This is a genomic window from Saccharicrinis sp. 156 (assembly GCF_050589685.1).
In the GTDB taxonomy this organism is placed as follows: domain Bacteria; phylum Bacteroidota; class Bacteroidia; order Bacteroidales; family Marinilabiliaceae; genus Saccharicrinis.
Genome location: NZ_JBNGOS010000001.1, coordinates 26,010 through 51,413, shown reverse-complemented (window position 1 = coordinate 51,413; position 25,404 = coordinate 26,010). Strand labels below are relative to the sequence as shown.

Below are 25,404 nucleotides of genomic sequence, written 5' to 3'. Positions count from 1 at the left end.
TTCATAATACTATCAATGTGGTAGAATTAGAAAAGCCGGGGTATTGTTCTGAAAAAAGTATTTTATTAAATATTTGGATAACGTTTATTGGGGTTGTTGAATCTATTATTGACTTTGCTGAATGTACGCTTTCTTTAAATTGGGGGTATGGAAAATATTTAGAAATTTCACTCTTTCAAAACTATAATGTAAAATTAAAAAATAAAAGGTTGAATAGGCCGTATATTTTAAATTTTAAATATTTAACATGGTTCAACAATTAAAAGGTTAGAAAAGATTTTATAGGAAAGAATTGGATTTTAATCTTTTTTTTAGTTTTTTGCACCTTCCAAATAGAATCCTAAACGCAAAAAATATATGCCTATTGCAAACATTTACGCTTAATTTATAAAATACTTAAGCATGAAGTACATACAAGGTATGTCGGATGATGAATTGGTAAAATCGTTCATGTCAGGCAAAGAGCATTGTTTGCAAGTTCTAATCGATAGGCATAAGAACAAAATCTATTCGTATATTTTAATGATGGTCAAACAGCAGGAGTTGGCCGAGGACGTTTTTCAGGATACCTTTATTAAGGTAATTCAAAACCTGAAAAGGGGTAAGTATGTCGAAAACGGCAGGTTTCCTTCCTGGGTTATGAGGATTGCACACAATTTGATCATTGATTATTATCGTAAGCAAAAGCATATGCAAGTGGTGAGCAATGATGCCAACGATTACGATTTGTTAAACTCTACCAAATATTCCGAGGCTAACGTTGAAGATAAAATGGTGCATACGCAAATATTAACCGAAGTGGTTGAATTGCTGGAACAACTGCCCGATAATCAGAAAGAGGTTGTGCGCCTGCGACACTTTATGGGGCTTAGTTTTAAGGATATTGCAGAAGAGACTGGAGTAAGCATAAATACTGCGCTTGGGAGGATGCGCTATGCGTTGATTAATATGCGTGCAATAGTAGAAGAAAAAAATATTTCACTTACGATGTAATTTTCTCGCAATAATATATAATAAACGGCGTTTTTTAACTGTGTGTTAAGTTTGATACCGATATTGCTTTAAAGTTTTAGTGAATTAAGACTTTAAGATGTTAGTTGCACAATTGTGTGTTGTGGTGCAATTGACAATGTTGGTTGTAATAAAAATGAGAAAAAGAACGCCTATGAATTCAAGTTTTACCCAAGATTTGGCTAAACTAGAAGCGTATAGTTTAGCTATGATTGATTTTTTCGACAAATTACCGGATAGTTTTTTCGAAGATGAAAATCTGGAGCCACCCAAAAGAGTAGTAGACAATATCCTCCGGTACTCCAAAGACCATACGTCACCATTGCAAAACGGATCTAAACTGTTTAGGTATGGCATAAATTAGTTGTAAAAATTTTTCTCGTAAGCAGTAAATTCTTTTCTTTTAAAGATCTTGCGTTTTAATGTGGCGGTCAGGAATCCTGATCCATAAGCTATAATTTGTACCATAGCTGCCATGCTGGAGGCAATACCAACCTTTAAACTTCGTGTTTGAATTGTAGCGTCTGTAAAAAAAACAAGCCAGGGCAACAATGCGAGCGGTAATAAAATAGGTAAAAAGATGCAAGCAAGAAGGTATGCCGCATAACCGAAAGTAAATATCGCGGGTAAAGCATGAACTAACTTCAATGATCCCGGATGGCGATAGTTTAAGTTAATACGTGCGATTCCCGAATTATAAACCTGCTTAAAAAAAGAACGGAAATTATTACGGCGCTTATGAAATACAGCAGCTTCCTCAATTAGTTTAGTCGAGTATCCTGCTTCAAGGATACGCATGCTAAAATCAAGATCTTCGCCAAAGCGAAGTTTTTCGAAACCTTTTAGACTTCTGAAAACCTCTTTTTTAATTCCCATATTAAAACTACGCGGATAAAATTTATCCAATTTCTTTTTGCCACCTCTAATTCCACCTGTGGTTAGGGTAGAGGTCATAGAATAACTGATCGCTTTTTGAATAGTGTTAAAAGTTTCGTGAGCCATGTCCGGGCCTCCAAAACAGTCTGTGTTATTCAATTTATTATCTACATAGTTAAAATATTCCGGGGGAATGAGGCAATCCGAATCGAAGAATAAAAAATACTCGCCTGTCGCGAGTTCGGCACCTTTGTTCCTGGCGGGTCCCGGACCAGTGTTTTCCTGAAATTGATATTTGAGGTCAAATTGGTCCTTGTACTGAATGCAAATATGTTCGGCGGAAAGGTTCGAGCCATCTTCAATAACAATAACTTCAAAATCGGAATAATTAACAAGCGTTAGACTATGCAGTAATTCATCTATTTCCTGGGGACGGTTATAAACCGGTATAATAACAGAATACTTGGGCATTGGCGTATTTTTGCTGATTCAACAACAAATGTAAGCTAACCACAGTTATTCGCAAAAAAAGAAAGACCTAATCTTGATAAATAGATCTTCCGGAAATAGAAGAGGGTTTCACCGAATTGAGAAACCCTCGTTATTCATATTTACATTGTTCCTGCTTTAGTTGTTTTATCGCAAATGCTAGGTTAAATCGGTTGTTAAAAACATCATGGGGGAACCTATGATATCCTGGTAGATGGGTCTGTACCTATCGGTATCGTAGAATTTGGCCACATTTACCTTTTTTACACTTTCTCCTTTGGAATCTTTCTGAACAGCTTCAATAGACACATAATCAAATTTCCCGTCCTTTACACAAACCATGTATCCTGATTTTCCTTTTTTAATCAGGTCAAGTGCCATGTTGCCGTATGTGGTTGGAATAATTGAATCCAGCGCGTCTGGTTGCCCCGAGCGAACAAGGTATCCTAATTTTTGATTGATAATATTGATTTCCTGTCCGTTATTATACTTTGCCGAATGCTTTTTAAGTTCTTTGCCAATTTGTTCACCAATACCACCCAACTTTTTATGTCCAAAGGCATCTGTTTCTGCATCTGCATAAATAATGTCCGATCCATCATACGTAGCCCCTTCGGATACCAAAACTACCGAATAATTGCTAGGATTGTTTTTGCGGTCCTCCACCATCAGGGCGGTTAAGTGTTCCGTGTTAATAGCATATTCCGGTATTACACAGCGGTCGGCCGCACCACCAATGGTAGGGAGCAAAGCTGAAAAACCCGCATTCCGGCCAAACACCTCCAAAACCAGAAAACGCTCGTGCGACCCGGCGCAGGTGCGTAACTCATGGGTCAACTCAATGGTTCTGGTGATACAAGTACTAAAACCAATACAATATTCCGTTCCGGGAACATCTCCGTCCATGGTTTTCGGGATACCAACCACCTTAATTCCTTCCTTGTGCAGCCTAACCGCGTAACTTAACGTGTCGTCTCCTCCAATTGGAATCAGGTAGTCGATGCCAATGTGCTTTAAATTGGCTACGGCTTCATTTGTAAGGTCGTTATATTCTTCTTTATAAGTACCCTTTAGGTGTTCAGGCAAATTTTTATATGCAACTTTCGTAGCTTTGGTTCTGCTGGAATGTAGAAAAGTACCTCCGGTTCGTCCAATTTTGTTTACGGTTAATTCGGATAGTGGGATACAATAAGGCTGCTCATCTAATGATTTGGAACGGTTGATGCTAATAACACCTTTCCATCCGTTTTTAATACCGATTACATTGTAACCTTCGCGGATCGCCCGTAATGTGACCGCTCTGATAGCAGGGTTAAGTCCGGGCACATCACCTCCTCCGGTAAGAATACCAATAGTAAGTCCGTTTTTTTTCATGTCTATCCGTTTTAATTAAAAATAAGGGATTGTAACTCTGTGTTTTTTAAAGTTATAAAAATATTTAGATAATTAAAATCAGTAATTTGACATGCAAATACCCTGTGATTGCTACAAAACTGTGGGGTACATAATTTGTCTCCTCTACACAACTTGAGAATACCCCCTTTTTAAGAAGGAAATATTTCCACTTAAAATAGGGTTTGTCTTTTAAATTTGGCTAAATGCGAATGTAAAAATTATTATCACCCTTAAATTTATTGAATATGAAAAAAGTTTACTTGTTGTTTATTGCCTTCTTATTAACGATTGTTGTTACTAATGCTCAAACTCTTGTTTTTGAAGAAACGTTTGATGATTGGGCTGATGGTGTCGGAATCCAAAATGATGAGAACTGGATTGGTGTAGGAAATACAAATGGTTGGATTGCAAATGGAAATGGATTAGTGATCCCTCCTGCTGGATGGCGAGGTGGTACACAATCCGGTAATCCGTTAAGTGGTTGGATACCTGGAGAGAAGGTGCGTATAACTGTTGATTTAGGTGTTGATTTTTCAGCAGAAGTAGGTGATCCGATTGAAAAAAGACTGAAGACTAGAATTTTTGGCAATTTTGGTCTAACTACTAATGTCGATGTCACAGGAGGTCAAAATGGAACAACAGCATCAACTTACGTTGAAAGTACATTAGGTTTTAGATTTGAACAAAATCAATGGACCGGAAACCCGGTTGGTTCGATTCCCAGTGGGTCTTTAAAGTTTTTCCCATATTTTGGATCAACAAATAATACAGATGCCTATATTCCGGGTATTGAAGATATGGGAGCTAACATACAAGGTTTAACTGCAGACGGAGTAGCAACTGCTGATATTCCAGCCTCTAACGACTTGGTTAGTGATGTAATCAGAGTGAGTTATTATGTAATGAAGGAAGCTACAGCAGGGGAATTTACAGTTGACGTTGTAGTGGAAAATTTAACGACTTCAATAAGCCAGGCAAAAGGTCCATTTACAGTTTTAAATACAGAAATTTATAACGCAACAGATGTTTATTTTACGGCAAGTACCCAAAATGGAGGTCCGTTTGTTTTTATGGATAATGTAAAGCTTGAAAAAGGAATTCCTTTGGCGCTTGGTGATGATATAAAATCGGGTGAGAGTAAGATATTTTTAGTTGGAAATACTTTATACGTAAAAGATGTTGAATCTACGATGACTCAATTTAAAGTTTATAACCTAAGTGGAGTTGCCGTAGCTGAAGGTGAATTTTCGGGCTCATCATACAGTGAAACATTAAACCTTGATAAAGGAGTTTATATGGTTAAAATTGGTTCAAAAGCAACCAAAATAATGATTCAATAATACCGTATTTATTAATAAGTTTAATTCGTAATAGAAGCATTCTCATTTGAGGGTGCTTTTTTTTTGCTTCGTAATGTATATGGTTTAAGGAAGTTGCATTTCTTGTTCAAAAAGAAAGTTTTCTATGCCAATTGCTCTTACTATCTTTACTGCTTCATTTTTTTCATGGAAACCATATGTCTCTATCAGATTCTCAAGATTACATCGACCGGATTGTAAGCATTAAAGCTTCTCCTCAGGTTATTGAAAGCGGAAAGCAAATATATAACAATGGAGAAGTGGCGCTTAAATATGCCAACAATGCTTCGGATACCTGGCACTTCCAGGTGCAGGGTGCGCAATTATATACTGTAAACATTAAGGATTTAAACAGACAGGACCTAAAAACGACATGTTCTTGTGCCACCACCTGGGGTAGTATTTGCGAACACACGGTGGCTGCATTAATGTATATAAAAGATGGGGGAGAACATAAGCCAGTAAAGGATAGCAGTACCACTATATCCTCTCTGAGAACTGTTCATGGCTATATGTATGAGAAGTTCCGCTTTGTGTCCATAGATGATATCGAAGACAACACCTCGGTAAGCGTCATCAACGATATATTGCACGGTTATAACAATCTTATACTGGAAGATGTTATATTCGGGGATGATGAAATTACTTTTGAGTATACCAGCTATTATGATAGGCAAAATGCGACCATTAAATTTATTAATGGAAGGGTTTATATTTCGAGTAGCAGCAAAAAACCCATTCCTAAGTTAAATAAGGTTGAAGCACATACTTTGTTGCTGATTGCGCGATCGGCCAACCCCGATTTGTTGGATATTCTTTTTACATCGAAACTGGAAGACAAAAAAAAGGAGACTCTGGAAAACTACGGTTTGCCTGAAACCGAAGATTTCGGAAAATATTTTTCTTATATGTTTCATCCCGATAGTGGTTTGGTCATTAAGTTCCGTCCCGATCAAACAGGCCTGTTGCCCATCAATCCGCATGTTAAAACCAGCTTCCGTCGCTTGGTAGACGAGCTAAACAAAGATGACCTGATGTTGGATGACATCCCCAGGAAAAATGAGGAAAGGTTGTTGGGTTTTATTCTTCAGTTTAACCAGGACGATTTTGAGGACTATGACGGGGAAGCAAACTTTACTGTTATTCCGGTTGTAGGCAAACCAAATAAAGAAAGAACGCAATTAACCAGCCATATTGAACGGTGGGATGAATATGAGGATATGGATAAGGTAAAGGTTTCGAAAAACGCACAGGAGATCATCAGGTGTTTGGAAAGGTTTGAAGATACGCGCTCCGCAAAAACCAGGTTCTCGATAAAACGCCAAATGATTCATTTGTTGGCAAAGGAAAAGATTGTTCATTACAGAACGGTGAGTGAGTTTAAGGTCAAAAAATCGGAATTAAGAAGCGTACAAGTATTAAAGCAACCGGTTACCGCAAAGTATGTGGCCTTTAAAGATGATACCTTTGTGGGCTTGAGGCTCATGTTAACTATTGACGGGGAAACAATCAACGCCAACGAAATTGATTTGTTTTTTCGTAAGGCACAAGCCTATTTATATCAAGGGAAAATTAGTGTGCCGGTGAGTTATAACGTGGCCCGGCATATAGAAACCTGGCAGCAGGATTTAAAAATGGTGAAATCGCATAGACAACACTTTTTTAACGAAATAGTGATGCCACTCTCTAAAAACTTCGAAATAGATTTTGGTAACTCTGGTTTTGATATCGAATCGGTAGAACTGGATTTCAGGAAAAAACAGGTGTTTCTTTCCGAACTGCACGATTTTCTGATTATCACACCTCAGGTAGAATATCACAATGGCGTTTCCGTCATGCTGAACCAGTCGGGCAACGTATTGGTAGATGAAAACGGAGAAGTAACCGAATATAAAAGAAATATTGAACTGGAAGAAGACTTTATTAAGACCATTGCCGAACTTCATCCCTATTTTGAAGAACAAATTGAAGACAAACGTTTTTACCTGCATTACGATACCTTTACGGAGGATATGTGGTTCTACCGTTTCTTTGAGCAGATGCAGAAAATAGAAGTGGAAGTATTCGGACTCAAGGAACTGAAGAATTTTAAATATTCCCCGTTTGCAGGAAAGGTGTCAACCACAATCAGTAGCGGACAAGATTGGTTCGAGGTGGATGTGAAAGTCAGTTTTGGCGATACCCGGGTTAATCTGAAAGACATAAAACAAGCCGTACTCAACCAACAAAAATACATTCAGCTAAAAGATGGCAGTGTGGGGATGTTACCCAATGAATGGCTGCATAAGCTCGAAAAGTTCTTCAGGCATGGTGAAGTGAAGGATGACAAACTTTCTGTTTCAAAAATGCGCTTCGCAATTATCGACGAATTGTTCGAGGACCTGGACGATGCGCAAATACTAAGCGATATTGCTGAAAAGCGACAACGGCTGGCCAATTTTAAGGAGATCAGCAATACCCGGGTGCCCCAGGAGATTAACGCTGATTTACGTGCCTACCAAAAAGAGGGGTTAAACTGGCTTAATTTTCTGGATGAAATGGGTTGGGGTGGTATCCTGGCCGATGATATGGGCTTGGGTAAAACGCTGCAGGTACTCACATTTTTGCAGCATGTGGTCATCAGGGATAAAACACCCAATATTATTATAGTTCCAACCTCGCTGCTTTTTAACTGGGAAAACGAGATTGCGAAGTTTGCACCCAATTTAAAAGCGTATTATCATTATGGGATCAACCGTACCAAAGATGTAAATGAATTCACCGATTTTGATTTGGTTTTTACGACCTATGGCATATTGCTGCGCGATATTGAAATGCTGTGCAAGTATAGGTTTAATTACGCGGTTCTGGACGAATCGCAGGCTATCAAAAACCCTGCTTCGCGTCGATTTAAGGCGGCTAATTTAATTCAAGCCAACAATAGAATTGCACTTTCCGGTACGCCTATCGAAAACAGTACCTTCGACCTATATGCGCAAATGAGCTTTGTGAACAAAGGTTTCTTTGGCGGAGCTACTGGCTTCAGGTCCCAGTTTTCAAATGCCATCGATAAAGAAGGTGATGATAATATTGCAGCTGAACTTCAGCGATTGATCAATCCCTTTGTACTTCGCAGGACCAAGGAAAAAGTAGCTTCCGAACTCCCCCGAAAAACCGAAGATGTGATTTATTGCGAGATGGAGAGCGAGCAACGCAAGGTATACGATGCCTATCGAAACGAATTTAAGAATAAGTTGCTCCAACAAGTTGAAAACAAGGGTGTCGAGAAATCGAAACTGATGGTGCTGGAAGCTTTAACGCGAATGCGCCAAATCTGTGACTCGCCTGCTTTGTTAAACGATGATAGTATAGCAACAACAGAATCGGTTAAAATAAAAGAGATTGTGCAGCATATCACCGATAAAACAGCCAATCATAAAATATTGATATTCTCCCAGTTTGTAAAGATGTTAGGATTGATAAAAACTGAACTGAACAGGAGAAATATTGACTATGAATATCTGGATGGGCAAAGTACCACCGTTCAGCGCGAAAAATCGGTTAATTATTTCCAGGAAAACGAGGATTTGCGGGTGTTCCTAATCAGTTTAAAAGCTGGGGGCACGGGATTAAACCTAACGGCGGCCGATTACGTTTATATTGTTGACCCCTGGTGGAATCCGGCAGTGGAAAATCAGGCTATCGACCGTTGTTATAGAATTGGACAAGACAAAAAGGTTTTTGCTTATCGCATGATTTGTAAGGACACGGTAGAGGAGAAGATCCTTCAACTACAAAACAAAAAGAAAAAAATAGCAGGGGATATTGTGCAAACAGAAGAAAATATTATGAAAACACTGCAAGCTGAGGATATCAATGATTTATTTTCATGATCAGCAGTATAAATGTTGCAGTATTGAGGATATTTTGTGAAGTTTGGAATCCAAATTTTATTTGCCGGAGCAATACGCTATCAAATTGGAGAGTTTAGCCTTGTGCTTGGTTCAATGGTTTATAATACAAGATTATGCTTGTCAAATCATAATAGACACAATAGGCCTTTCACTTTTAATAAGTACATTGGAGATTAGTGGGACTGAAAGAATTTTAAACTTTATTAAAAAAGGGTGCTAATGTAGCACCCTGATCTATTATCTTTTTCTATTTTTCAACATAATCACCTAATGCATCAAAATCAAGTTTCACCTTATCTTCATCAACTAATAGAATTACCTGGTAACTTGTTTTTCCTTTGTTAGTAACGATTTGCTGAGCTTGTTTAATTTCAAACTCTTCGTAGGTTTCTGAAATATATTCAGATGCTGCTTCAGGCAAATCGTCTTCAGAAATGATGGCCACCGTTTTCAACCATTTCCCATCAATTGCAAAAAGAGCATGATGTTCTGTGTCATATAAAAAATGCACCTGATAATTATCATTTGCTTTTTTCCAAACAGGGTTTTCTGCTCCTGGAAATTTTTCGCCAAAAGCAGCTTTAACTGCTTTAGGAACCATAACATTTTGGGCATAAACAAATGTTACAGTTAAAAATAACATCGAAATAAAAACAAGCGATTTTCTTTTCATTTTGTCTTTTTTAAAATTATAATATATTATTAAGACTGTATACTTCGATTTGGTCACCTGTTGTTTATCCGGCTTATCATGTGTGACCTAATATTTCCTTTAAGTCTAAATAGCAAAAGACTTTGTATGCCTTTAAAAAAGATAATAGTTCCGGTAAATTTAAGCGGTGAACCCAAGTATATATTAGAATATGCTTACAAATTGGCATTTGCTTCTAATTCTAAATTAAGCTGTATTTGTCATTCGGGTGAAGAAAATACTAAATCTAACAACCACAAAAATAGTGTATTAAGGAAGGATAACTTTTTAAAGCTTGACTTTGTTAAAGTTATCAACGGAATATTAAGTGAAACAAAAATACCATATGAAGTTATTATAACTAAAAACGGCATATCCGGAAGCTTGGAAAACTTTACTTCTTTCAACACTCCTTATCTTATAATAATTGAGATCTCAGATTTAGAAAACTTGTTTCATTCGATAAAAAACACCAAGACTCCTGTGATATTATTTAAGAACTCAAAGAAATAGAAACAAACAAATGATGGAATCGACCCAATTATTAATTCCATTAAAAACAACGAAGATATAATTTTGGTGGTTAAGTGGTTAAAATCACGCAAATAAAACCGGCAACAGCCCTTTGTAACCAACATATGTTGCCTTTGAGTACATAGAAAAGATGTTGTTCTATTGTATTTCTTGTTTTTTTTATCTTTAAATTCCAGAAAAATAAGTTAATTTATATCATGCATTACATGCTATGTGATCCTATGATTTGTTTTGTTAATTTAATAAAATACGTATGAAACTATTAGAAAAAATTTTACTACCTATAGATTTTAGCGAATCTACAGATTTACAAGTTGATAACATTATACCAATTGCAAAAATATATGAATCAGAAGTAATTATATTGGCCTTATTGCCCGAGGATGCCAAAATAAAATCTGTTTTTAATCTGATTAAAGAATCAGTGACGACGAAGATAAATCAAATTAATCAAAAGTTGAACGCTGAAAACATCAAGACCTCTGAACCTTCAATTGTGTATGGTGAACCTGTAGAAAATGTACTTAAAACCGCCAGGGTACATAATGTAAATGTCATCATTCTTCCTTCTCATTTATGCAATCATAATAAAGAAAAACTTGGTGTTTACACCGAAAAAATAATTAGACGGGCAGAAAAACCAGTTTGGGTTATTAAAAAAGGAAAGAAGATAGATAATTTAAATATACTATGCCCTATTGATTTTTCAAGTGCATCGGAAAGGGCGTTGAACAATGCAATAATACTTACGCGCATTTTTAAAGCTAAATTATCCATCATAAGTGTATTTACGCCAATAAGAAGTTTATCTATATGGATAGAAGCGGATCTAGAAGATGAGAACAAAAAAAGTAAAGATGAATATATTGGTAGAGTGAATGAATTTATATCCAAGCAAAAACTTAATGACTTAAACTATTCTTTAGATATTATTGATGGAGATCCTGTGGAGGAAATCTTGAATTATACAGAAAAAAACGGTATTGACCTTTTAATAATGGGTACAACAGGTAGAAATAGTATAGGTAAGGCACTAATTGGAAGTGTTACTCAAGAAGTTGTTCGCCATGTTAATTGTTCATTTATAACCACAAAGTCGATAGATATCATAAATCTTAAACTTGATAATGAAATTAAAAGTATTGAAACCCATGTGGAGATTGCAAAAAAAATGGAAGAAAGTGGTTTATATGAAGAGGCAATAACTCAATATGAAACTTGCTTAAAAATAAATAGTATGCATATTCCGGCACATTACAGTATCGCAAAGTTGTATAAGAAAATTAATAAAATAGATAAAGCTAATTATTATGAAAAATTAGCATCGGATCTAATGGATCGAATATGGGACAGGAAAATCGAGGATGAAATAAAAAAGTTTTATACTAAATAACCAATATAGTATGCATAAGATGTTCAAACTATTTCAAAAAGGTACGATTATAGCGTTACTTTTTTTTATGGCAGTATTGATCCTTGTATCCACGTACGATTTAATAGTGGTCCTAATTAAAGAAATAATTAAGCCTGTTCCTGAATCAGGTATTATTATTGGATCGACTGGATTAGTGACACTTTTTGGGTTCTTTTTTAATGTACTAATAGCATTCGAATTATTTGAAACTATTGAGCTTTATTTAGATGACGGGACATTTCACGGTGAAATAATGCTTATGATCGGGATCGTAGCCGTATCCAGAAAAATTATAGTGCTTGACTTTACCAAACAAGACCCTATTTTAATTATCGCACTAGGCATATTACTTGGTTCCCTATCATTTGGCTATTATCTAATTAAAATAAAATTAAATAGAAAATCCATAGAAAATGATGCTTAAATAGTTTGTCCGAAATACAAGTTAAATAAAAAGCCAGCTTTATGAAAGGAACTCCATATTGCTGGCTAGATAATGCACGTTAATGCCGGACTGGCCTGAAAATAGGCTACACAAGAAGTCTACTGCTCTTCAACTTCTTTTAATAGGTGAAAACGGAGGTTTGTTTTCGAACCTTTTTCCTTTCTGGGAGGGTTCTTCACCTTTTTCTTTATAATTTCGCGTTTTATGGTTTTCGACATTGCTATAAGTTAAATACCAAATGTAATAGAATAAACTTTTATTAATTAGACTCAATTAAATGCAGTAGGTCACATTCTTTTACTGTATTTTTATATTAATTTAGTTCTTGCACAATAATGAATACAACCAGGCACTCATTAACGATTGACCAGCAATATAGGTTAGCAAACTCTTTACCTATAGGCGTTTTAGTTTTGGGGTTGGATCACAAGGTGATTTTTTATAATGAAACTTTTTTTCGTATGACAGGGGCTAAGTGTAAAAACAATGAAATATCACCCCCAAATGTCTACTTGCAAAAGCTAATAAATGAGGTTAATACATACAGATCCAAAAGTTTAAAATCATTTTCATTTTCGTTTGATGTTTCCCCAAATGTTAAAGATACTATGAAGGCATCTGTATCACATGAAGAGGTCATCATTATTGCGGAGCGGACTAATATAACGGAAGATGTTGAAGTTGAATCCGTCCAGGCCATTCTGGAGGGACAGGAAAATGAGAGGAGAAGAATAGGAAGGGAGATTCACGATGGTTTAGGGCCACTGATGTCCTATATCAAATTTAGCTTTGATGCCATTGTTGAGGAGATAGATAGCCAAAGCATTTCTCAGCCTGAGTTATTAAAAAACATTAACGAAACCATTGACATAGTATCAGAAGACTTGCGTTCGTTATCGCATAAATTGGTTCCGCGAACTTTAGATGAATTCGGGCTATATTCTGCGTTTCATAACCTTATTTTTAAGCTTAATGAATCCAAAAAGGTAAATGTGGAGTTTTATACCAATATGGGTAGTGAATTAAGGTTTGATGACGAAATTGAACTAAATATTTTTAGGTGTGCGCAAGAACTATTGAATAATGCAATAAAGTATGCTAAAGCAAGCCATATATTGGTGCAAATTATTCTTCATAGTGACAGTATTATTTTAATGGTGGAAGATGATGGGGTTGGATTCGATAAGATGAAGCTAAGACCGGATCATCACGGAATTGGCTTAACCAATGTAGAAACCCGCGTTAAACTTCTGGAAGGAGAATTTAACCTTGATTCGGAAATTGGGGAGGGCACGGTAGTTAGTATAGAAATTCCTGTAAAAAGCAATTCATAATGGAGAAACTAAAAATGTTACTCGCTGACGATCACAAGATTTTCAGGGAAGGTATTAAATCCCTGCTTTGTAAAGAAAAAGAGATAGATTCCATTGCAGAAGCATCTACGGGGAAAGAAGTTTTAAGTTTAACCGCTACCAACCAATTCGATGTCATTGTTCTGGACATAGATATGGGTACCCCAAACGGAATTGAAGTGACGGAAAAGCTAACCCGGGAAAACCCCAATAGTAATATCTTAATATTATCAATGTTAGGATTACCTGAATTTATTATGCAGGCATTCGAGGCTGGAGCTAAAGGTTACATTTTAAAGAATGCAGGTAAAGACGAATTGCTAACCGCGATAAAATGTGTGGCTAAAGGTGATAGTTATTTTAGTAAAGAGGTTTCTCTAAGCCTGATGAAACAGATTCAGAATCCGTTTAGCGAGAAACTAAAAAAAACAAATATCCCGCTATCGAAAAGGGAGATCGAAATACTAAAACTAATTAGCCAGGAATATTCTAACCAGGAGATCGCTGATAAATTATTTATCAGCATTAGGACTGTGGACACACACAGAAGAAACTTGCTTGAGAAGCTGGGTATAAAGAATAATGTGGGGTTGGTTAAATATGCACTGAGCAAAGGATTAATAGACTAAACCGGAAACAAAACCTCTGTTCCCGGTCATTTAAACCTAATCTCAAATCATTCATGTATTGTAAATACATGCCTTTGTTAAAGCAGCAGAAGCATCAGCGCTTCAGATGGTTTAATCAATTGATTTCTATTTTTTTAGGAGGTTTAGCTTTAACTTCTTCTTTTTTAGGAATAGAGATATTTAAAATCCCATCGTGATATGCTGCTTTAATTTTTTCGCCAACCACAAAATTTGGTAAGGTAAAAGAGCGCTGAAAAGAAGAAAAATTAAACTCTCTTCTTGTTACTTTTGTGTGCTTATCCTCCCTTTCTTCTTCTTTCTTAGCTGAAATAGTAAGAACATTGTGGTTTAAATCTACATTAAAATTACTTTTGTCCATGCCAGGAGCAGCTACTTCAATAATAAACTGGTTATCATCCTCTTTGATGTTCACGGCGGGCATGGAAGTATTCATTTTTGAATCAAGATTTTGCCACACAGAACCGGTAAATAAATCATCCACCCAACTAGGGTAAATAGATGAGCCTCTAAGTTTTGGTATCATTTTCATTGAAATTAAGAGTTAGACAAATCTTTTAATAAGCTACGTAATTAAGACATGAGAAAATCAATTGGTCACCTGTTTTTTAATACTAAAATGAGTTATTTTAACGATTGCTTATCATTCCTCATTACAATAAATCTAATGGAAGAGCATCCCAATACATTTGGTCGAATGTGCTGTTATCTTCATTATATTGATCAACAATTTGTTTTGTTTGGGTTAAAATTCCACTTCGGTTTTTTGTAACAACCCACACTTTGCGGTTATGTTTATTTAGCTGGTTTATGAATCCGGTGGGTATTATATTTGAAATAAAATCATGAAAATCAAAAACCCACAAATAGTCTTCATTTAATCTATTCAACATTGGCTGTTCTGCAAAATTTTCAAAGGTAATATCTATTACGGTTCCTTTTTTAAAGCCAATTTGTTTCTCGTTACCTAAAATGATATCGGGATACTTCTTTTTTAGATTGTTAAATAGTGCTTTAGCAGATTCATCCTTCGAATTAGGGCGTTTCAGGTATTCGTTGTAGAGAAAGTCATTGTTTTGAAAAATAACCAACAGCCGTAAGTCAACGTTTAAATTTTTCGCTAATTCAACTACAATACCTTGTGATTCTAGATTTGAATTCTCCAGATTAAATGGAAATAAAATGTTCGATTTCATGACATTGCGTATTAATGACAATATAAAAATATATTAAATTGCCTTGCTGTAGTATTTACCAACTTTCTGGCGTGCTCTCATCAACCTCATTTTAATAGCACTTTTTGAAATATTTAATTCAGTCTGGATATCTTTTACAGAGTAATTATTTCTGTATTTTAATTCCAACAACTTTTTGTCCTGCTCCGGTATTTCATCCAAAGCCTTGTACAATTCCACCTCTCTTTCTTCTCTTTCTTTTCGCTCCTCAATGGAGGACAGGTCGCTATCATCGGGAATATAGTGGGTAACTAAATCAAAAGGTTCCACTTTGCTTTTCTGCTGTTTTTTTTGCGCTGTAACGCAATGATTAAATGTTATGGCATAAAGCCAGGTGGAGAATTTTGAGTTTCCCTTAAAAGCACTTTTTTTTGCAAAGGCCTTCATGAAAATATCTTGTGTCAAATCAAAAGCGTCGTCGGTATTTTGGGTAAATGATAAACATTTGTTAAACACTTTTAAATAATATCGATGATATAAAAGTTCCATACAGCTATTATCTCCGGTATAGTAAGCCTGGATTAATACTTCATCTGATTGTTTTGAATACTCTGACCTCTTCATTTTTTACTTTATTAATCTGTTAAATTGTTTATGTAAATTTATATGTATTGCAAGGCGCATAATAGAGACAAAAAGCGTAATTTTTAGGTCATTGTATTTCTTAATATCTAAGAGATTTATGAATAAGTAACTAAGAGAAACTCGTAGTTTTTGCTTAAGGGATAGTGTAATAGTTAGATAAACTATAGTTAAGAGTAGTCCATACGACCTATAAGATACATGCTTCCCATCTATCATGCTTATTTCTTTGGCCGCTTTTTAATAAAGTTGGCAGAAAGAATAGATCTGCTGTGAATTCGTATTTAAAACATTATTCCCGCAGCACACTTATTTTTCTGCCTTAAGGAAACCCTGCACACGGTTCACAATAGGTAATTTATGGATGGGGAAAGGCATACAAAAAAAAGTAAATATTAATAGCAATTCCCCTATGGTTCCACCAATTAATATATCCTTAAAATAAAGTTTATACTTTATTGGGATGACAAAACGGTTTATGGATTATATGAATATTGGACATATTAAACGATAGATACAATAGAATCGTCCGGGGTTAGCCTTTCACTTGTTATTCCTTTCTCTTTATACGACATTGTATTTAATACGTGCCTTATGGCTTCCTTTCTTGCATCGTCTTTATCATTGCCTTTTATGATTACCCAGGGCGATTCAACGGTGCTGGTGTGCTTAAACATTTCTTTTTTATAGTGCGTATAATCATTCCATTTCAGTTGTGCCTGCATATCAACCGTGCTTAGTTTCCATTGAATCAGTGGGTTTACCTTGCGTTCGTCGAGGCGTTTTTTTTGTTCTTCGGGATTGATGGAGAACCAAAGTTTTACTATTGCCAAGCCATCTTCCACCAACATATTTTCGAGCATCACAACCTGTTTTAAAAATAATTGATACTGATCATCGGAACAAAAACCCATAACCGGTTCAACAACAGCTCTGTTATACCAGCTACGATCGAAAAAAACTATTTCTCCGGGGTTAGGTAACTTTTCAATGTAGCGTTGGAAATACCATTGCCCGCTTTCTATCTCAGTTGGTTTATTAAGCGCAACTACCCTGTAAAACCTGGGGTTAAGGAAACGTATGAATCGCATAATGGCTCCTCCTTTTCCAGCACTGTCTCTCCCTTCGAATATGATGAGTAATCGTTTTCTATTTTCAACAATATCATACTGGAGTTTAATCAATTCTGTTTGCAGATTGATATATTCCGGATCGTTTTCTATTGAGTGGTAGTGTACCATAATTTATATTTTCAAATCTTGCAAATCGTCCTTTTCTCGCATTACTAAAACAGGAATCGTTGACTTAAGCAATAATTCATCGCTTATACTTTTGTGGAAAATAGTGTCCAGAAAAAATCGTTCATGTTTTATGGTTACCAACAAGCCCGCCTGGCTCTTTAAAATATAATCCTCTATTGCATCAATCACATTTTTTCCCTGAAAACTTTTAAATACATGTTTCCTGTTTTTTTTAATCGCATTCATAATCGTTTTATACCCGTCTATACTTTGAGGGAAAAAAGCGGTTTCCGATTTTGTAATATGTATAAAATGAATGTTTGAATCGAAAGCTTTTGCATACGATAAAACATCTTTTATGTATAGCTCGTTATAATTTAACTTTTTTAAATCGGTTGCATATACAATTTCACCTATTGGTTTAAAAGGACAGTTTTGCGGAACAACTAATACCGAGGCATTGTTTCTTTCAAAGATGTCATCATTGATTATTTTAAATTGCTTCTTGTTTTGTTTCTCATCTTCTGATATAGGTAACGCCACTAAGTCAATGGTTTCCTCCTTAAGTATTTTTCTGATTTCACTTAACCATTCACCGTGCACGTATCTGTGGTCAAACCTTATTTTTAGGTCGTTATCGGTTTTAGCATGGTGTTCGATATAATATTTATTGAACCTGGTAATTTGGTTATAAGCACAAAGCCAATTGTTTTTAACTAAAGAGTTATATTTTTCCTTGGTGATATTATTATCCAATTCGATATCAAAAACATTTAGCAATATCAGTTCGGCATTTAAATTTCGCGCAAATTTAACCGCATACACATAACAATCGGTGTATAATGGGTTATCTAGTTCAAAAGGAAATAATATTTTCATATAAACATTTTTTAATATTATGACTAAATGTCTTATGCAGGTCACGTAACATCCCAATGGTCATTTTTTCAAAATATCAGAATGTAGTTCTCAATAAATAAGTATTGTGACCAAATTTAGAGTGCCAGTCATAATTACTAGAGATTAGAGCAACATTTAACAGTATCATGAATGTCGTGGTATTCAAGATACAGAATAATTTTTTAACTATAAATAAATATTTATAAATTATAGGAGCAGTGCCACTTAAGTTTGATAAATTCGGTTAACTTATTCATGAATAGTTGCTTGAATTTAAGTATAGTTTTACCTACTGTAAGTAAGGCACGCATTTAAAAATATTACACCTCACATACCTCTTATTTTCCTAAAGGAGCCCATCGGCGCAGATCCCTATAGGAAATTGAAGGGTACGGGTGTGGCATGACAATATCAATATATTAAATTTTAATGGCGATCAATTTGATATTGCCAAATGAAATAATGAAATAAGATTCAGAAATAGTACCTTTAAGATATTAACTTAGTGGTCTTTTTTAGATTTATTGATTAACAAAACATACCTGATTGTGGGAAAAATTAAAAAGTTTGGAACTTTCGGTGGAGTATTTTCACCCTCTATTTTAACAATTCTTGGAGTAATCATGTATTTACGCTTTCCTGCAATTATTGGTCAGGCTGGTTTAATAAATACGATCGGAATTGTTGTTGTGGCGCACATTATTTCTATCACCACTAGTTTAAGTGTAGCCTCCTTGTCAACGGATAAACCAGTTCAAAACGGAGGTACTTATTTCATGATCTCCAGAAGCCTGGGGCTCCCGATTGGAGGCACGTTGGGTTTGGCCTTGTTTGTTGGGTTATCTTTTAGTGTTAGTCTTTACTTAATCGGTTTTTCAGAAAGCTTCTTGCAATATTGGGGTTTAACCAACAATATCCAAACAATCAGAATAACAGGAACGATTGTTTTGATTGCGGTTACAACCATCACATTTATCAGCACATCGCTTGCTATTAAATCCCAGTATTTCATTATGGCGGCAATCGGTTTATCGTTGCTGTCTATATTTTTGGGGAAACACGATTTTGCCCCGAGCGAAATAAATATAGCGCCGTTGGCCACTGCTGCCCCTTTTATGGTTTTGTTTGGAATATTTTTTCCGGCGGTAACAGGTTTTGAGGCTGGTGTTTCCATGTCGGGAGACCTTAAAAACCCCAGCAAGTCACTGCCTGTTGGTGCAATGATGGCCGTTGGTATTGGTTTTATTGTATACATTGGCTTGGCCTTTTTTTATGCCTTTACGGTCGATGCAAATGCCCTGGTTAACGATCCTCAAATATTATTTAAAATTTCACTTGTTCCGGCATTGGTCATAGCGGGCATATGGGGGGCAACGCTCTCTTCCGCATTGGGAAGCATTCTTGGGGCGCCCAGGATACTTCAGGCAATTGCGATGGATAAAATAGCACCCGGGTTTTTAGCAAAAGGAACCGGGAAAACAAATGAGCCACGCAATGCGTTATTGCTGGCATTTGTTATTGCGGAAGCAGGTATTTTGATTGGTGAACTTGATGTTATCGCCCGTATTGTTTCCATGTTTTTTATTACCACCTATGCGTTTCTGAATTTAGCCTCAGCCATTGAAAGCTGGTCGAGTTCAGATTTTAGGCCTGCATTTAAAATTCCAAGGTTTGTAAGTGTGATAGGGGCATTGGCCGCTTTTATTGTTATGATTCTGCTCGATTTTTTGGCCTTGGCAGGCGCAACTATCGTATTAGGACTACTTTATTTCTACCTGCAGCGGAAAGAGCTGATATTAGAAAGCGGCGACGCCTGGAGCAGTTTTTGGACGAATATGGCAAAACAGGCCCTACTCAAACTAAGTGCAAAAAAAGATAATTCGCGTAATTGGCGACCCAATATTGTATTGTTCAGTGGAGGAGAAAAAGTCAGACCGCATTTGGTTGAGTTAGGACTGGATCTTTCCGGAAAGCTTGGAGCACTGACCGATTTCAACTTGAGACTGGATGTTAATGCGGTACGCACATTAACACGGGGAAACGAGAAAAAAGATCAAAATCTAAAATATTTTCGCAGAGATTTACCTTGCAGTTCTATTGAGGAAGGGATAAGCACAGTGACCAACGTATATGGATTTAGCGGTTTCGAACCCAATACAGTTCTAATGGGCTGGAGCAAACAAGTTGAAAACAAAGAATTTTTAGTGAGGGTTTTGAACAACTTGAAAGCTAAAAAAATGAATACCGTTTTTTTAGATTATGACAGGAACAACGGATTTGGGAAAAAGGAAAACATAGATATATGGTGGAACGGCAAAGGGCGATTTTTAAGTTTGGCGTTAAATTTATTGAAATTCCTGCAAACGTCCGCTGAATGGCGTGACTCTGGTGTTAGGCTGTTGATTATTAACAGCGACTCATCTATCCACGACAATATATTCAGAGAAACATCGGCATTACTATCCGAGAAACGTATAAAAGCCGATATTAAAATATTGTCGGATGATTTTGGTTCAAGAACGACGGAAGATATTATCCATTCGGAATCGAATGCTGCGGATTTGCTGATGTTGGGCATTTCTTCCAATGTTAACTTATCTAAAGAGTACATTGATAAAATAAACAGAATAACCCAGCTTACAGCAAGTACACTGTTAATTCTTCCATCGCTTGAGTTTGAAGAGTTAAATTTAATCGATAAAAAGGTCGTTAAGGTTAAAACTGCCGAAACGAAATCAGAACTGGTGCCTTTGCCTGCACTTCCCTCAATGGAGAACGCTGTTGTTAGAAGCCGACTTGAAAAGCTTGATCATAAATTGTGCTCGATGGGGGAAAAATTTGTGGACACCGCTTTTGATTCAACCGTAGAACAGTTGGCATTAATTCTGGGTAAAATTCAAGAAGTTTCCGTGCAAAATATTGCCATGCTCAAAAAAGAGGTATTTCAGTATAGTAAAATCGAATTCCAAAAGGCTGTTGCCAGAAACCATCAACAATACCTTAGGAAAATGACTTCAATTGTTGATACACAAAATAAGGAGTATTTAAGTGAAGCCGGAAAAATATTACAAAATGGCATTCAACTTTTGATTTCCGAATTAGGCAACCATGTTTTTGAATCACCGGAAACCATTTTGATCCCATTCTTTTTAGAAAAGAAAAACAAAGAGAAAAATATAAAATATCAATTTCGCAAAAACCTGAATTACCATATTGACAAACACGTGTTTGTTAATTTAAAATCATTGGTTGAAAATATTGAAGAAGGGACGTTGGGCTTTTTAATGGATATCCGAAAAAGCATTATGGGTATTAATGATTCCTATCAGAAACTCACTTTTGTAAATAACATTGACAAGGATAATATATTTGTGGACATTGACTTACAAATAGAAAAAACAAGCGAGATTGCACAAAAATTAAATGCGTTAAAAAATAACTCAAGAAATAGTCTGATGGTTGCCTTTCGTGAGGTGACTTGTAGTTTGGCAAGCGACACACAACATATTGAACGTATCGCTCAATCCAATAAACACAAGAGCGTAAAGAATCCTGTCAATATTGAGCTGTTAAAGTCCTTTTCAGAGGAGTGGGGTAAAGGTGCAAATTTATTAAACAATACGCTTTTGTTGGATATGAATATCTTAGCTCAAAAGGACATAGCCGACAATATCATAACAGCAGGGAATGACAAAATCTATAATCATGTTTCTGATATTATTTTGAAACCGGCACAAGATATTTTGGATATTGTGAATCAATTTAGTGTGAATCAGTCTCTTAAGGTTAAGTTGCCAGATCTGGAGGATAAAATTGAACTCATCGCAATTGTAAATGAGCTGATTCAAAAGGTAATCGGAAATATTGAGAAATTGCCGGAAGAAATGAGTGTTCCCGAACATATTTCCAAAGATTCGGAACCGATACGTTTGTTGGCTTATACGGAACGCGTGGTGTACCCAAACAAATTGGCTGCAAACTACACGGACACGTTGTTCCGCGAACCTTACTACCGGGATGTCGAAAAACTGAACAAAGTGGTGGATTATGCCATTATCGAAATTAAAGAAGCATGCAGTTTATTCGTCTTTCATATTAATAACATTGAGAATACAGAAACCGAAGGAGCACCGAATGATACAATAGACAAGGCCTTTTATAAAAAGGTGATATCGCAGGTAGAAGGAGAAAAGAAAAAAATTGAGTTGGAGCTGAACAAGATAAACGGTAAATCCATCAACTATCTGCACAACTCGTTCTCCAAGCTATTTTACCATGCCATTATCGAGGAAGGAAAAGGGGAGAAGAAGGAACAAAGGCCAAGTAAAAAGATTGTTTCAAGTTTGCGGGGGCAACTTACAAAATTTAAGGAAAATATTAACAATGCCATCATTTATGTAATAAATAGTACTAATGCCAGCCTGCTTATTTCTAAAAAATACATAGAAGAACAAAAAGCGGCTGAAATTAGCAACGGACAGCTTCTTGATTTTATCGAAGATATCAGTCCCATTAAAAATATTTATAACTCGGTTCCGGTATTTTATAGAAACCTGATGAGCAGTGGCTCAACTATTAACAATGATTTTTGGATTCCAAGGGATCGGGAAATTAAAATTGTAAAAAATGCTTTACTACGTCATAAAAACGGGATAGGAGGTGCTTTGGTTATTAAAGGAGTGCATGGTGCTGGAAAAACCACCTTGTCTAGGCATGCGTTGAGAGTTTTATTCAAAAAGAACAATGGATTCTGGATTGATCCGCCCGTTTCCGGCTCCGCAGATCCAAATGACTTGCTGAAAAAGTTTCAAAAGGAAATCGCGAATTTAAGCGATTTGGATAGTATCTGCAGGAATATGCCTTACGAAAGCGCAGTCGTCATTAACAATCTCGATTTATGGTGGGAACGGCGACCCGGTGGAGGAGATGTTATTTTAAAGTTAATAGAATTGATCAAGTGGTACGGCAATAGAATATTTTTTATTTTGAATTGCGATTCAAATTCATTCAAGGTAATCAATAGCATTTACCATATTTCAAACCATGTGCTTGAATTGGTAGATTGTGAACCTTTTAATGCGAAAGAACTGCAACATCTTATTTTAAACAGACACAAATCAAGTGGAATAACTTTAAGTTATCAAGGTAAAACCGAAGATGCCATTTCGCAATTAAAGTTTTCCTTATTGTTTAACCAATACTTTTATTTATCGGGCGGAATACCTGGCATTGCGATGAATATTTGGAAAGCAAATATTGTCAAGTTTGAGAAGGACACGATTTCTATCAGGAAACCGGCGAAATATAATTCCGATCCTTTATGTTATTTGCAGAAGGAGTGGCTTCTGGTAATTTCCTTGTTTATTCAACATAAACATATTGATATAAAAAAACTTGTCCGTTTAACGAATTACAAAATGGAGGTGGCCAACAATTTAATACATGGGATGAAAAACGCAGGTGTTATCGTTGAAAAAGACTCGCAAATATTTATGCTAGACCGAAATATTGAGCCCTATTTGGTTTATTGTTGTAAAACTTTTGAATTAATTTAAAATCAGAATCATGATACTTACCATTGTTGCGATTGCAATATTTCTATTTTTTGTTTTCAGGTTAATAAACTATATAAAAAGCAAACTGCCATTGACAAGCCGTTTTAGGCATTTCCTATTTTATGTTTTGCCCATCGCAGAGTTATTAAGCTGGATCGGCCTTGTTTTATGGTTTTTTGCCGAGGTTTACTCTTCAGGTAACAACTTTATGCTGATAGCGGTTTCTGTTCTACTTGTTATATTTACTATCCCCTCTATCGCTTTACTAAAGGATTTTATTGTCGGCATTAATCTTAAATCGCAAAATAAGATTAACGAAGGAGATTATATTGATTTAGAGGATGTTAAGGGTAATATTATCAGAGCAGGACATTTTAGGTTAGATGTTGTGGACAAACAGGGAGATGCCAATTCCATTTCATACAGTGCAATTCGCTCCCATGTAATTAAATCACAAAGCACCCACCAAAGGCTTACCAAAGTAAAACTGTCATTTTCGTTTGAAGAAAGCGAAAATATAAATGATATAGTTTCTGATTTAAGATTACAGATATTAAATACGGCTTGGGTTGCCGCTGGATATGAACCAATCGTTGAAATAGAGAAGATAGAGAATGGAAAAGTCGACCTAAAGGCCGACATATTTACTATAAGCGAGTCTTATGCGGAAAACATAAAAAAAATGCTGGTTAAATATTTCGGGCTTTAAATCCATTTTCTTTTTTTAAAATAAATCAACATTCCCCCAACAATTAAAAGCATCACCAATAACATCATCGGATATCCATACTTAAACTTTAATTCCGGAATAAATTCAAAATTAGTTCCATAGATACCGGCAATAAACGTGAGCGGAATAAAAATAACGGAAAAAATAGTCAGAAATTTCATGATATCATTTAACCTGCTGCTTACCTGGGTATGGTATATATTCAATTGGTTACTAAGAATTTCCTTGTAGTTGTTGAGCGAATCTACCGCATGGTTAATATTGCTCTGTAATTCCTTGAAAAACATTATATTATTATCGTTAATATATTCGCACTCCAGTTTTATAAGGTTAAATATCATTTCTTTACAGGGTGCAATGGACTTATGTAAGTAAATCATTTCGCTTTTGTAGAAATTGATTTCCATCAGGATGGATTTATCCGTAACATGTAATAGTTTTTCATCCAGGTTTTCCACTTTTTCGCCAATTTTACTGATAATGTAGGTGTAATTATCAATAATAATGTCAATAAGTGCATACATTAAATAATCAGAACCCAATAGCCGTAACTTTTTCCTGGTGTTTTTTAATCGTTCCCGAACAGGAGTAAACACGTCGCCTTTTCGTTCCTGAAACGTGATTAATTGCTTGTTTTTAAGTAGAAATACGATATTCTCGGTGCTTACTTTATCGGCTTCGTTATTTGCCAGGCTAGCCATCTTGGCGGAGACATACAAACAGTCTTCATATTCAATGACCCTTGGCCTGCTATGTGTATTTAAGACTTCAGATATAATTACGGGATCAATATTCAGATAGTTAGAAACGTTTTGCATGATCTGTTCATTGTGAAGACCGTAAATATTAATCCAGGAATTAACGTTTTCTAAATCATACCTGTATAGATCTGCCAAGTCATCCACCTCAATTTCTATTAATGATTTTTCATCATAGCTGATTAAATGAATGACCGTATCGTCTATCTTTTTCTCGCCCCTAAACATAATGCGATCAGGAGAAAGGCCAATATGTTCTTTGTTACTTTTTAGAAAACGAGCCATTTGATCAGTATTT

20 protein-coding genes are annotated in these 25,404 nt (G+C 35.8%); 11 read left to right on the top strand and 9 right to left on the bottom strand.

What is annotated here, in order from left to right; all coding sequences use genetic code 11:
* Positions 1-402: 402 nt before the first annotated feature.
* Positions 403-993, top strand: a complete 591-nt coding sequence (locus ACRD64_RS00200; RefSeq protein ID WP_430931125.1) for an RNA polymerase sigma factor — start codon at positions 403-405, stop codon at positions 991-993.
* A gap of 154 nt (positions 994-1,147) precedes the next feature.
* Positions 1,148-1,375 (top strand): hypothetical protein, encoded by a 228-nt coding sequence (locus tag ACRD64_RS00195; protein ID WP_430931124.1) that lies wholly within the window; start codon positions 1,148-1,150, stop codon positions 1,373-1,375.
* Here the strand turns inward: ACRD64_RS00195 and ACRD64_RS00190 are convergent.
* Entirely contained in the window at positions 1,372-2,358 is a 987-nt protein-coding gene (locus tag ACRD64_RS00190) for a glycosyltransferase (protein ID WP_430931123.1), read from the bottom strand. The genes ACRD64_RS00195 and ACRD64_RS00190 overlap by 4 nt on opposite strands.
* Positions 2,359-2,535: 177 nt before the next feature.
* Positions 2,536-3,750, bottom strand: a complete 1,215-nt coding sequence (locus tag ACRD64_RS00185; RefSeq protein WP_430931122.1) for a 6-phosphofructokinase — start codon at positions 3,748-3,750, stop codon at positions 2,536-2,538.
* Between the two features lie 266 nt (positions 3,751-4,016).
* Here ACRD64_RS00185 and ACRD64_RS00180 point away from each other — a divergent pair, with 266 nt between their 5' ends.
* Positions 4,017-5,111 carry a T9SS type A sorting domain-containing protein gene (locus ACRD64_RS00180; protein WP_430931121.1) on the top strand — a complete coding sequence of 365 codons (1,095 nt, stop codon included), beginning with the start codon at positions 4,017-4,019 and terminating at the stop codon, positions 5,109-5,111.
* 176 nt (positions 5,112-5,287) lie between these two features.
* Positions 5,288-9,001, top strand: a complete 3,714-nt coding sequence (locus ACRD64_RS00175; protein ID WP_430931120.1) for an SNF2-related protein — start codon at positions 5,288-5,290, stop codon at positions 8,999-9,001.
* A 268-nt stretch (positions 9,002-9,269) separates the two neighbouring features.
* On the opposite strand, the gene ACRD64_RS00170 is transcribed toward ACRD64_RS00175, so the two are convergent.
* The gene (locus ACRD64_RS00170) at positions 9,270-9,695 is read right to left on the bottom strand and encodes a PepSY-like domain-containing protein (RefSeq protein ID WP_430931119.1); all 426 of its coding nucleotides are present in this window, start codon (positions 9,693-9,695) and stop codon (positions 9,270-9,272) included.
* 126 nt (positions 9,696-9,821) lie between these two features.
* Between ACRD64_RS00170 and ACRD64_RS00165 the strand changes: the two genes are divergently transcribed.
* From ACRD64_RS00165 to ACRD64_RS00145, 5 genes are all read left to right on the top strand, one after another.
* Entirely contained in the window at positions 9,822-10,226 is a 405-nt protein-coding gene (locus ACRD64_RS00165) for a hypothetical protein (protein ID WP_430931118.1), read from the top strand.
* A gap of 274 nt (positions 10,227-10,500) precedes the next feature.
* The gene (locus ACRD64_RS00160) at positions 10,501-11,640 is read left to right on the top strand and encodes a universal stress protein (RefSeq protein WP_430931117.1); all 1,140 of its coding nucleotides are present in this window, start codon (positions 10,501-10,503) and stop codon (positions 11,638-11,640) included.
* Between the two features lie 10 nt (positions 11,641-11,650).
* Positions 11,651-12,085 (top strand): phosphate-starvation-inducible PsiE family protein, encoded by a 435-nt coding sequence (locus ACRD64_RS00155; protein WP_430931116.1) that lies wholly within the window; start codon positions 11,651-11,653, stop codon positions 12,083-12,085.
* A gap of 629 nt (positions 12,086-12,714) precedes the next feature.
* Complete coding sequence (locus ACRD64_RS00150) at positions 12,715-13,440, top strand: sensor histidine kinase (RefSeq protein WP_430931115.1); 726 nt, start codon at positions 12,715-12,717, stop codon at positions 13,438-13,440.
* Complete coding sequence (locus ACRD64_RS00145) at positions 13,440-14,087, top strand: response regulator (protein ID WP_430931114.1); 648 nt, start codon at positions 13,440-13,442, stop codon at positions 14,085-14,087. The genes ACRD64_RS00150 and ACRD64_RS00145 overlap by 1 nt, the downstream gene beginning before the upstream one ends.
* 115 nt (positions 14,088-14,202) lie before the next feature.
* Here ACRD64_RS00145 and ACRD64_RS00140 read toward each other — a convergent pair whose 3' ends face one another.
* The 5 genes from ACRD64_RS00140 to ACRD64_RS00120 form a co-directional block, all read right to left on the bottom strand.
* Positions 14,203-14,631 (bottom strand): Hsp20/alpha crystallin family protein, encoded by a 429-nt coding sequence (locus ACRD64_RS00140; RefSeq protein WP_430931113.1) that lies wholly within the window; start codon positions 14,629-14,631, stop codon positions 14,203-14,205.
* A gap of 127 nt (positions 14,632-14,758) precedes the next feature.
* Positions 14,759-15,301 carry a hypothetical protein gene (locus ACRD64_RS00135; protein ID WP_430931112.1) on the bottom strand — a complete coding sequence of 181 codons (543 nt, stop codon included), beginning with the start codon at positions 15,299-15,301 and terminating at the stop codon, positions 14,759-14,761.
* A gap of 33 nt (positions 15,302-15,334) precedes the next feature.
* The gene (locus ACRD64_RS00130; protein ID WP_430931111.1) at positions 15,335-15,904 is read right to left on the bottom strand and encodes an RNA polymerase sigma factor; all 570 of its coding nucleotides are present in this window, start codon (positions 15,902-15,904) and stop codon (positions 15,335-15,337) included.
* 521 nt (positions 15,905-16,425) lie between these two features.
* Positions 16,426-17,163 carry a polyphosphate kinase 2 gene (gene ppk2, locus ACRD64_RS00125; RefSeq protein WP_430931110.1) on the bottom strand — a complete coding sequence of 246 codons (738 nt, stop codon included), beginning with the start codon at positions 17,161-17,163 and terminating at the stop codon, positions 16,426-16,428.
* Between the two features lie 3 nt (positions 17,164-17,166).
* Entirely contained in the window at positions 17,167-18,042 is an 876-nt protein-coding gene (locus ACRD64_RS00120) for a hypothetical protein (protein ID WP_430931109.1), read from the bottom strand.
* A 569-nt stretch (positions 18,043-18,611) separates the two neighbouring features.
* On the opposite strand from ACRD64_RS00120, the gene ACRD64_RS00115 reads away from it, so the two are divergent.
* Positions 18,612-23,618 (top strand): hypothetical protein, encoded by a 5,007-nt coding sequence (locus ACRD64_RS00115; RefSeq protein WP_430931108.1) that lies wholly within the window; start codon positions 18,612-18,614, stop codon positions 23,616-23,618.
* Between the two features lie 10 nt (positions 23,619-23,628).
* Positions 23,629-24,327: a hypothetical protein gene (locus ACRD64_RS00110; RefSeq protein WP_430931107.1), complete on the top strand. Its 699-nt coding sequence runs from the start codon at positions 23,629-23,631 to the stop codon at positions 24,325-24,327.
* On the opposite strand, the gene corA is transcribed toward ACRD64_RS00110, so the two are convergent.
* A complete protein-coding gene (gene corA, locus ACRD64_RS00105) occupies positions 24,324-25,391 on the bottom strand; it encodes a magnesium/cobalt transporter CorA (RefSeq protein WP_430931106.1) in 1,068 nt (355 codons plus the stop codon). The genes ACRD64_RS00110 and corA overlap by 4 nt on opposite strands.
* Positions 25,392-25,404 lie beyond the last annotated feature (13 nt).

Bases quoted from the DNA above. Each gene is read 5' to 3' on its own strand.
- ACRD64_RS00200 (WP_430931125.1), top strand. From the start codon at position 403: ATGAAGTACATACAAGGTATGTCGGATGATGAATTGGTAAAATCGTTC.
- ACRD64_RS00195 (WP_430931124.1), top strand. From the start codon at position 1,148: ATGAGAAAAAGAACGCCTATGAATTCAAGTTTTACCCAAGATTTGGCT.
- ACRD64_RS00190 (WP_430931123.1), bottom strand. From the start codon at position 2,358: ATGCCCAAGTATTCTGTTATTATACCGGTTTATAACCGTCCCCAGGAA.
- ACRD64_RS00185 (WP_430931122.1), bottom strand. From the start codon at position 3,750: ATGAAAAAAAACGGACTTACTATTGGTATTCTTACCGGAGGAGGTGAT.
- ACRD64_RS00180 (WP_430931121.1), top strand. From the start codon at position 4,017: ATGAAAAAAGTTTACTTGTTGTTTATTGCCTTCTTATTAACGATTGTT.
- ACRD64_RS00175 (WP_430931120.1), top strand. From the start codon at position 5,288: ATGTCTCTATCAGATTCTCAAGATTACATCGACCGGATTGTAAGCATT.
- ACRD64_RS00170 (WP_430931119.1), bottom strand. From the start codon at position 9,695: ATGAAAAGAAAATCGCTTGTTTTTATTTCGATGTTATTTTTAACTGTA.
- ACRD64_RS00165 (WP_430931118.1), top strand. From the start codon at position 9,822: ATGCCTTTAAAAAAGATAATAGTTCCGGTAAATTTAAGCGGTGAACCC.
- ACRD64_RS00160 (WP_430931117.1), top strand. From the start codon at position 10,501: ATGAAACTATTAGAAAAAATTTTACTACCTATAGATTTTAGCGAATCT.
- ACRD64_RS00155 (WP_430931116.1), top strand. From the start codon at position 11,651: ATGCATAAGATGTTCAAACTATTTCAAAAAGGTACGATTATAGCGTTA.
- ACRD64_RS00150 (WP_430931115.1), top strand. From the start codon at position 12,715: ATGAAGGCATCTGTATCACATGAAGAGGTCATCATTATTGCGGAGCGG.
- ACRD64_RS00145 (WP_430931114.1), top strand. From the start codon at position 13,440: ATGGAGAAACTAAAAATGTTACTCGCTGACGATCACAAGATTTTCAGG.
- ACRD64_RS00140 (WP_430931113.1), bottom strand. From the start codon at position 14,631: ATGATACCAAAACTTAGAGGCTCATCTATTTACCCTAGTTGGGTGGAT.
- ACRD64_RS00135 (WP_430931112.1), bottom strand. From the start codon at position 15,301: ATGAAATCGAACATTTTATTTCCATTTAATCTGGAGAATTCAAATCTA.
- ACRD64_RS00130 (WP_430931111.1), bottom strand. From the start codon at position 15,904: ATGAAGAGGTCAGAGTATTCAAAACAATCAGATGAAGTATTAATCCAG.
- ppk2 (WP_430931110.1), bottom strand. From the start codon at position 17,163: ATGGTACACTACCACTCAATAGAAAACGATCCGGAATATATCAATCTG.
- ACRD64_RS00120 (WP_430931109.1), bottom strand. From the start codon at position 18,042: ATGAAAATATTATTTCCTTTTGAACTAGATAACCCATTATACACCGAT.
- ACRD64_RS00110 (WP_430931107.1), top strand. From the start codon at position 23,629: ATGATACTTACCATTGTTGCGATTGCAATATTTCTATTTTTTGTTTTC.
- corA (WP_430931106.1), bottom strand. From the start codon at position 25,391: ATGGCTCGTTTTCTAAAAAGTAACAAAGAACATATTGGCCTTTCTCCT.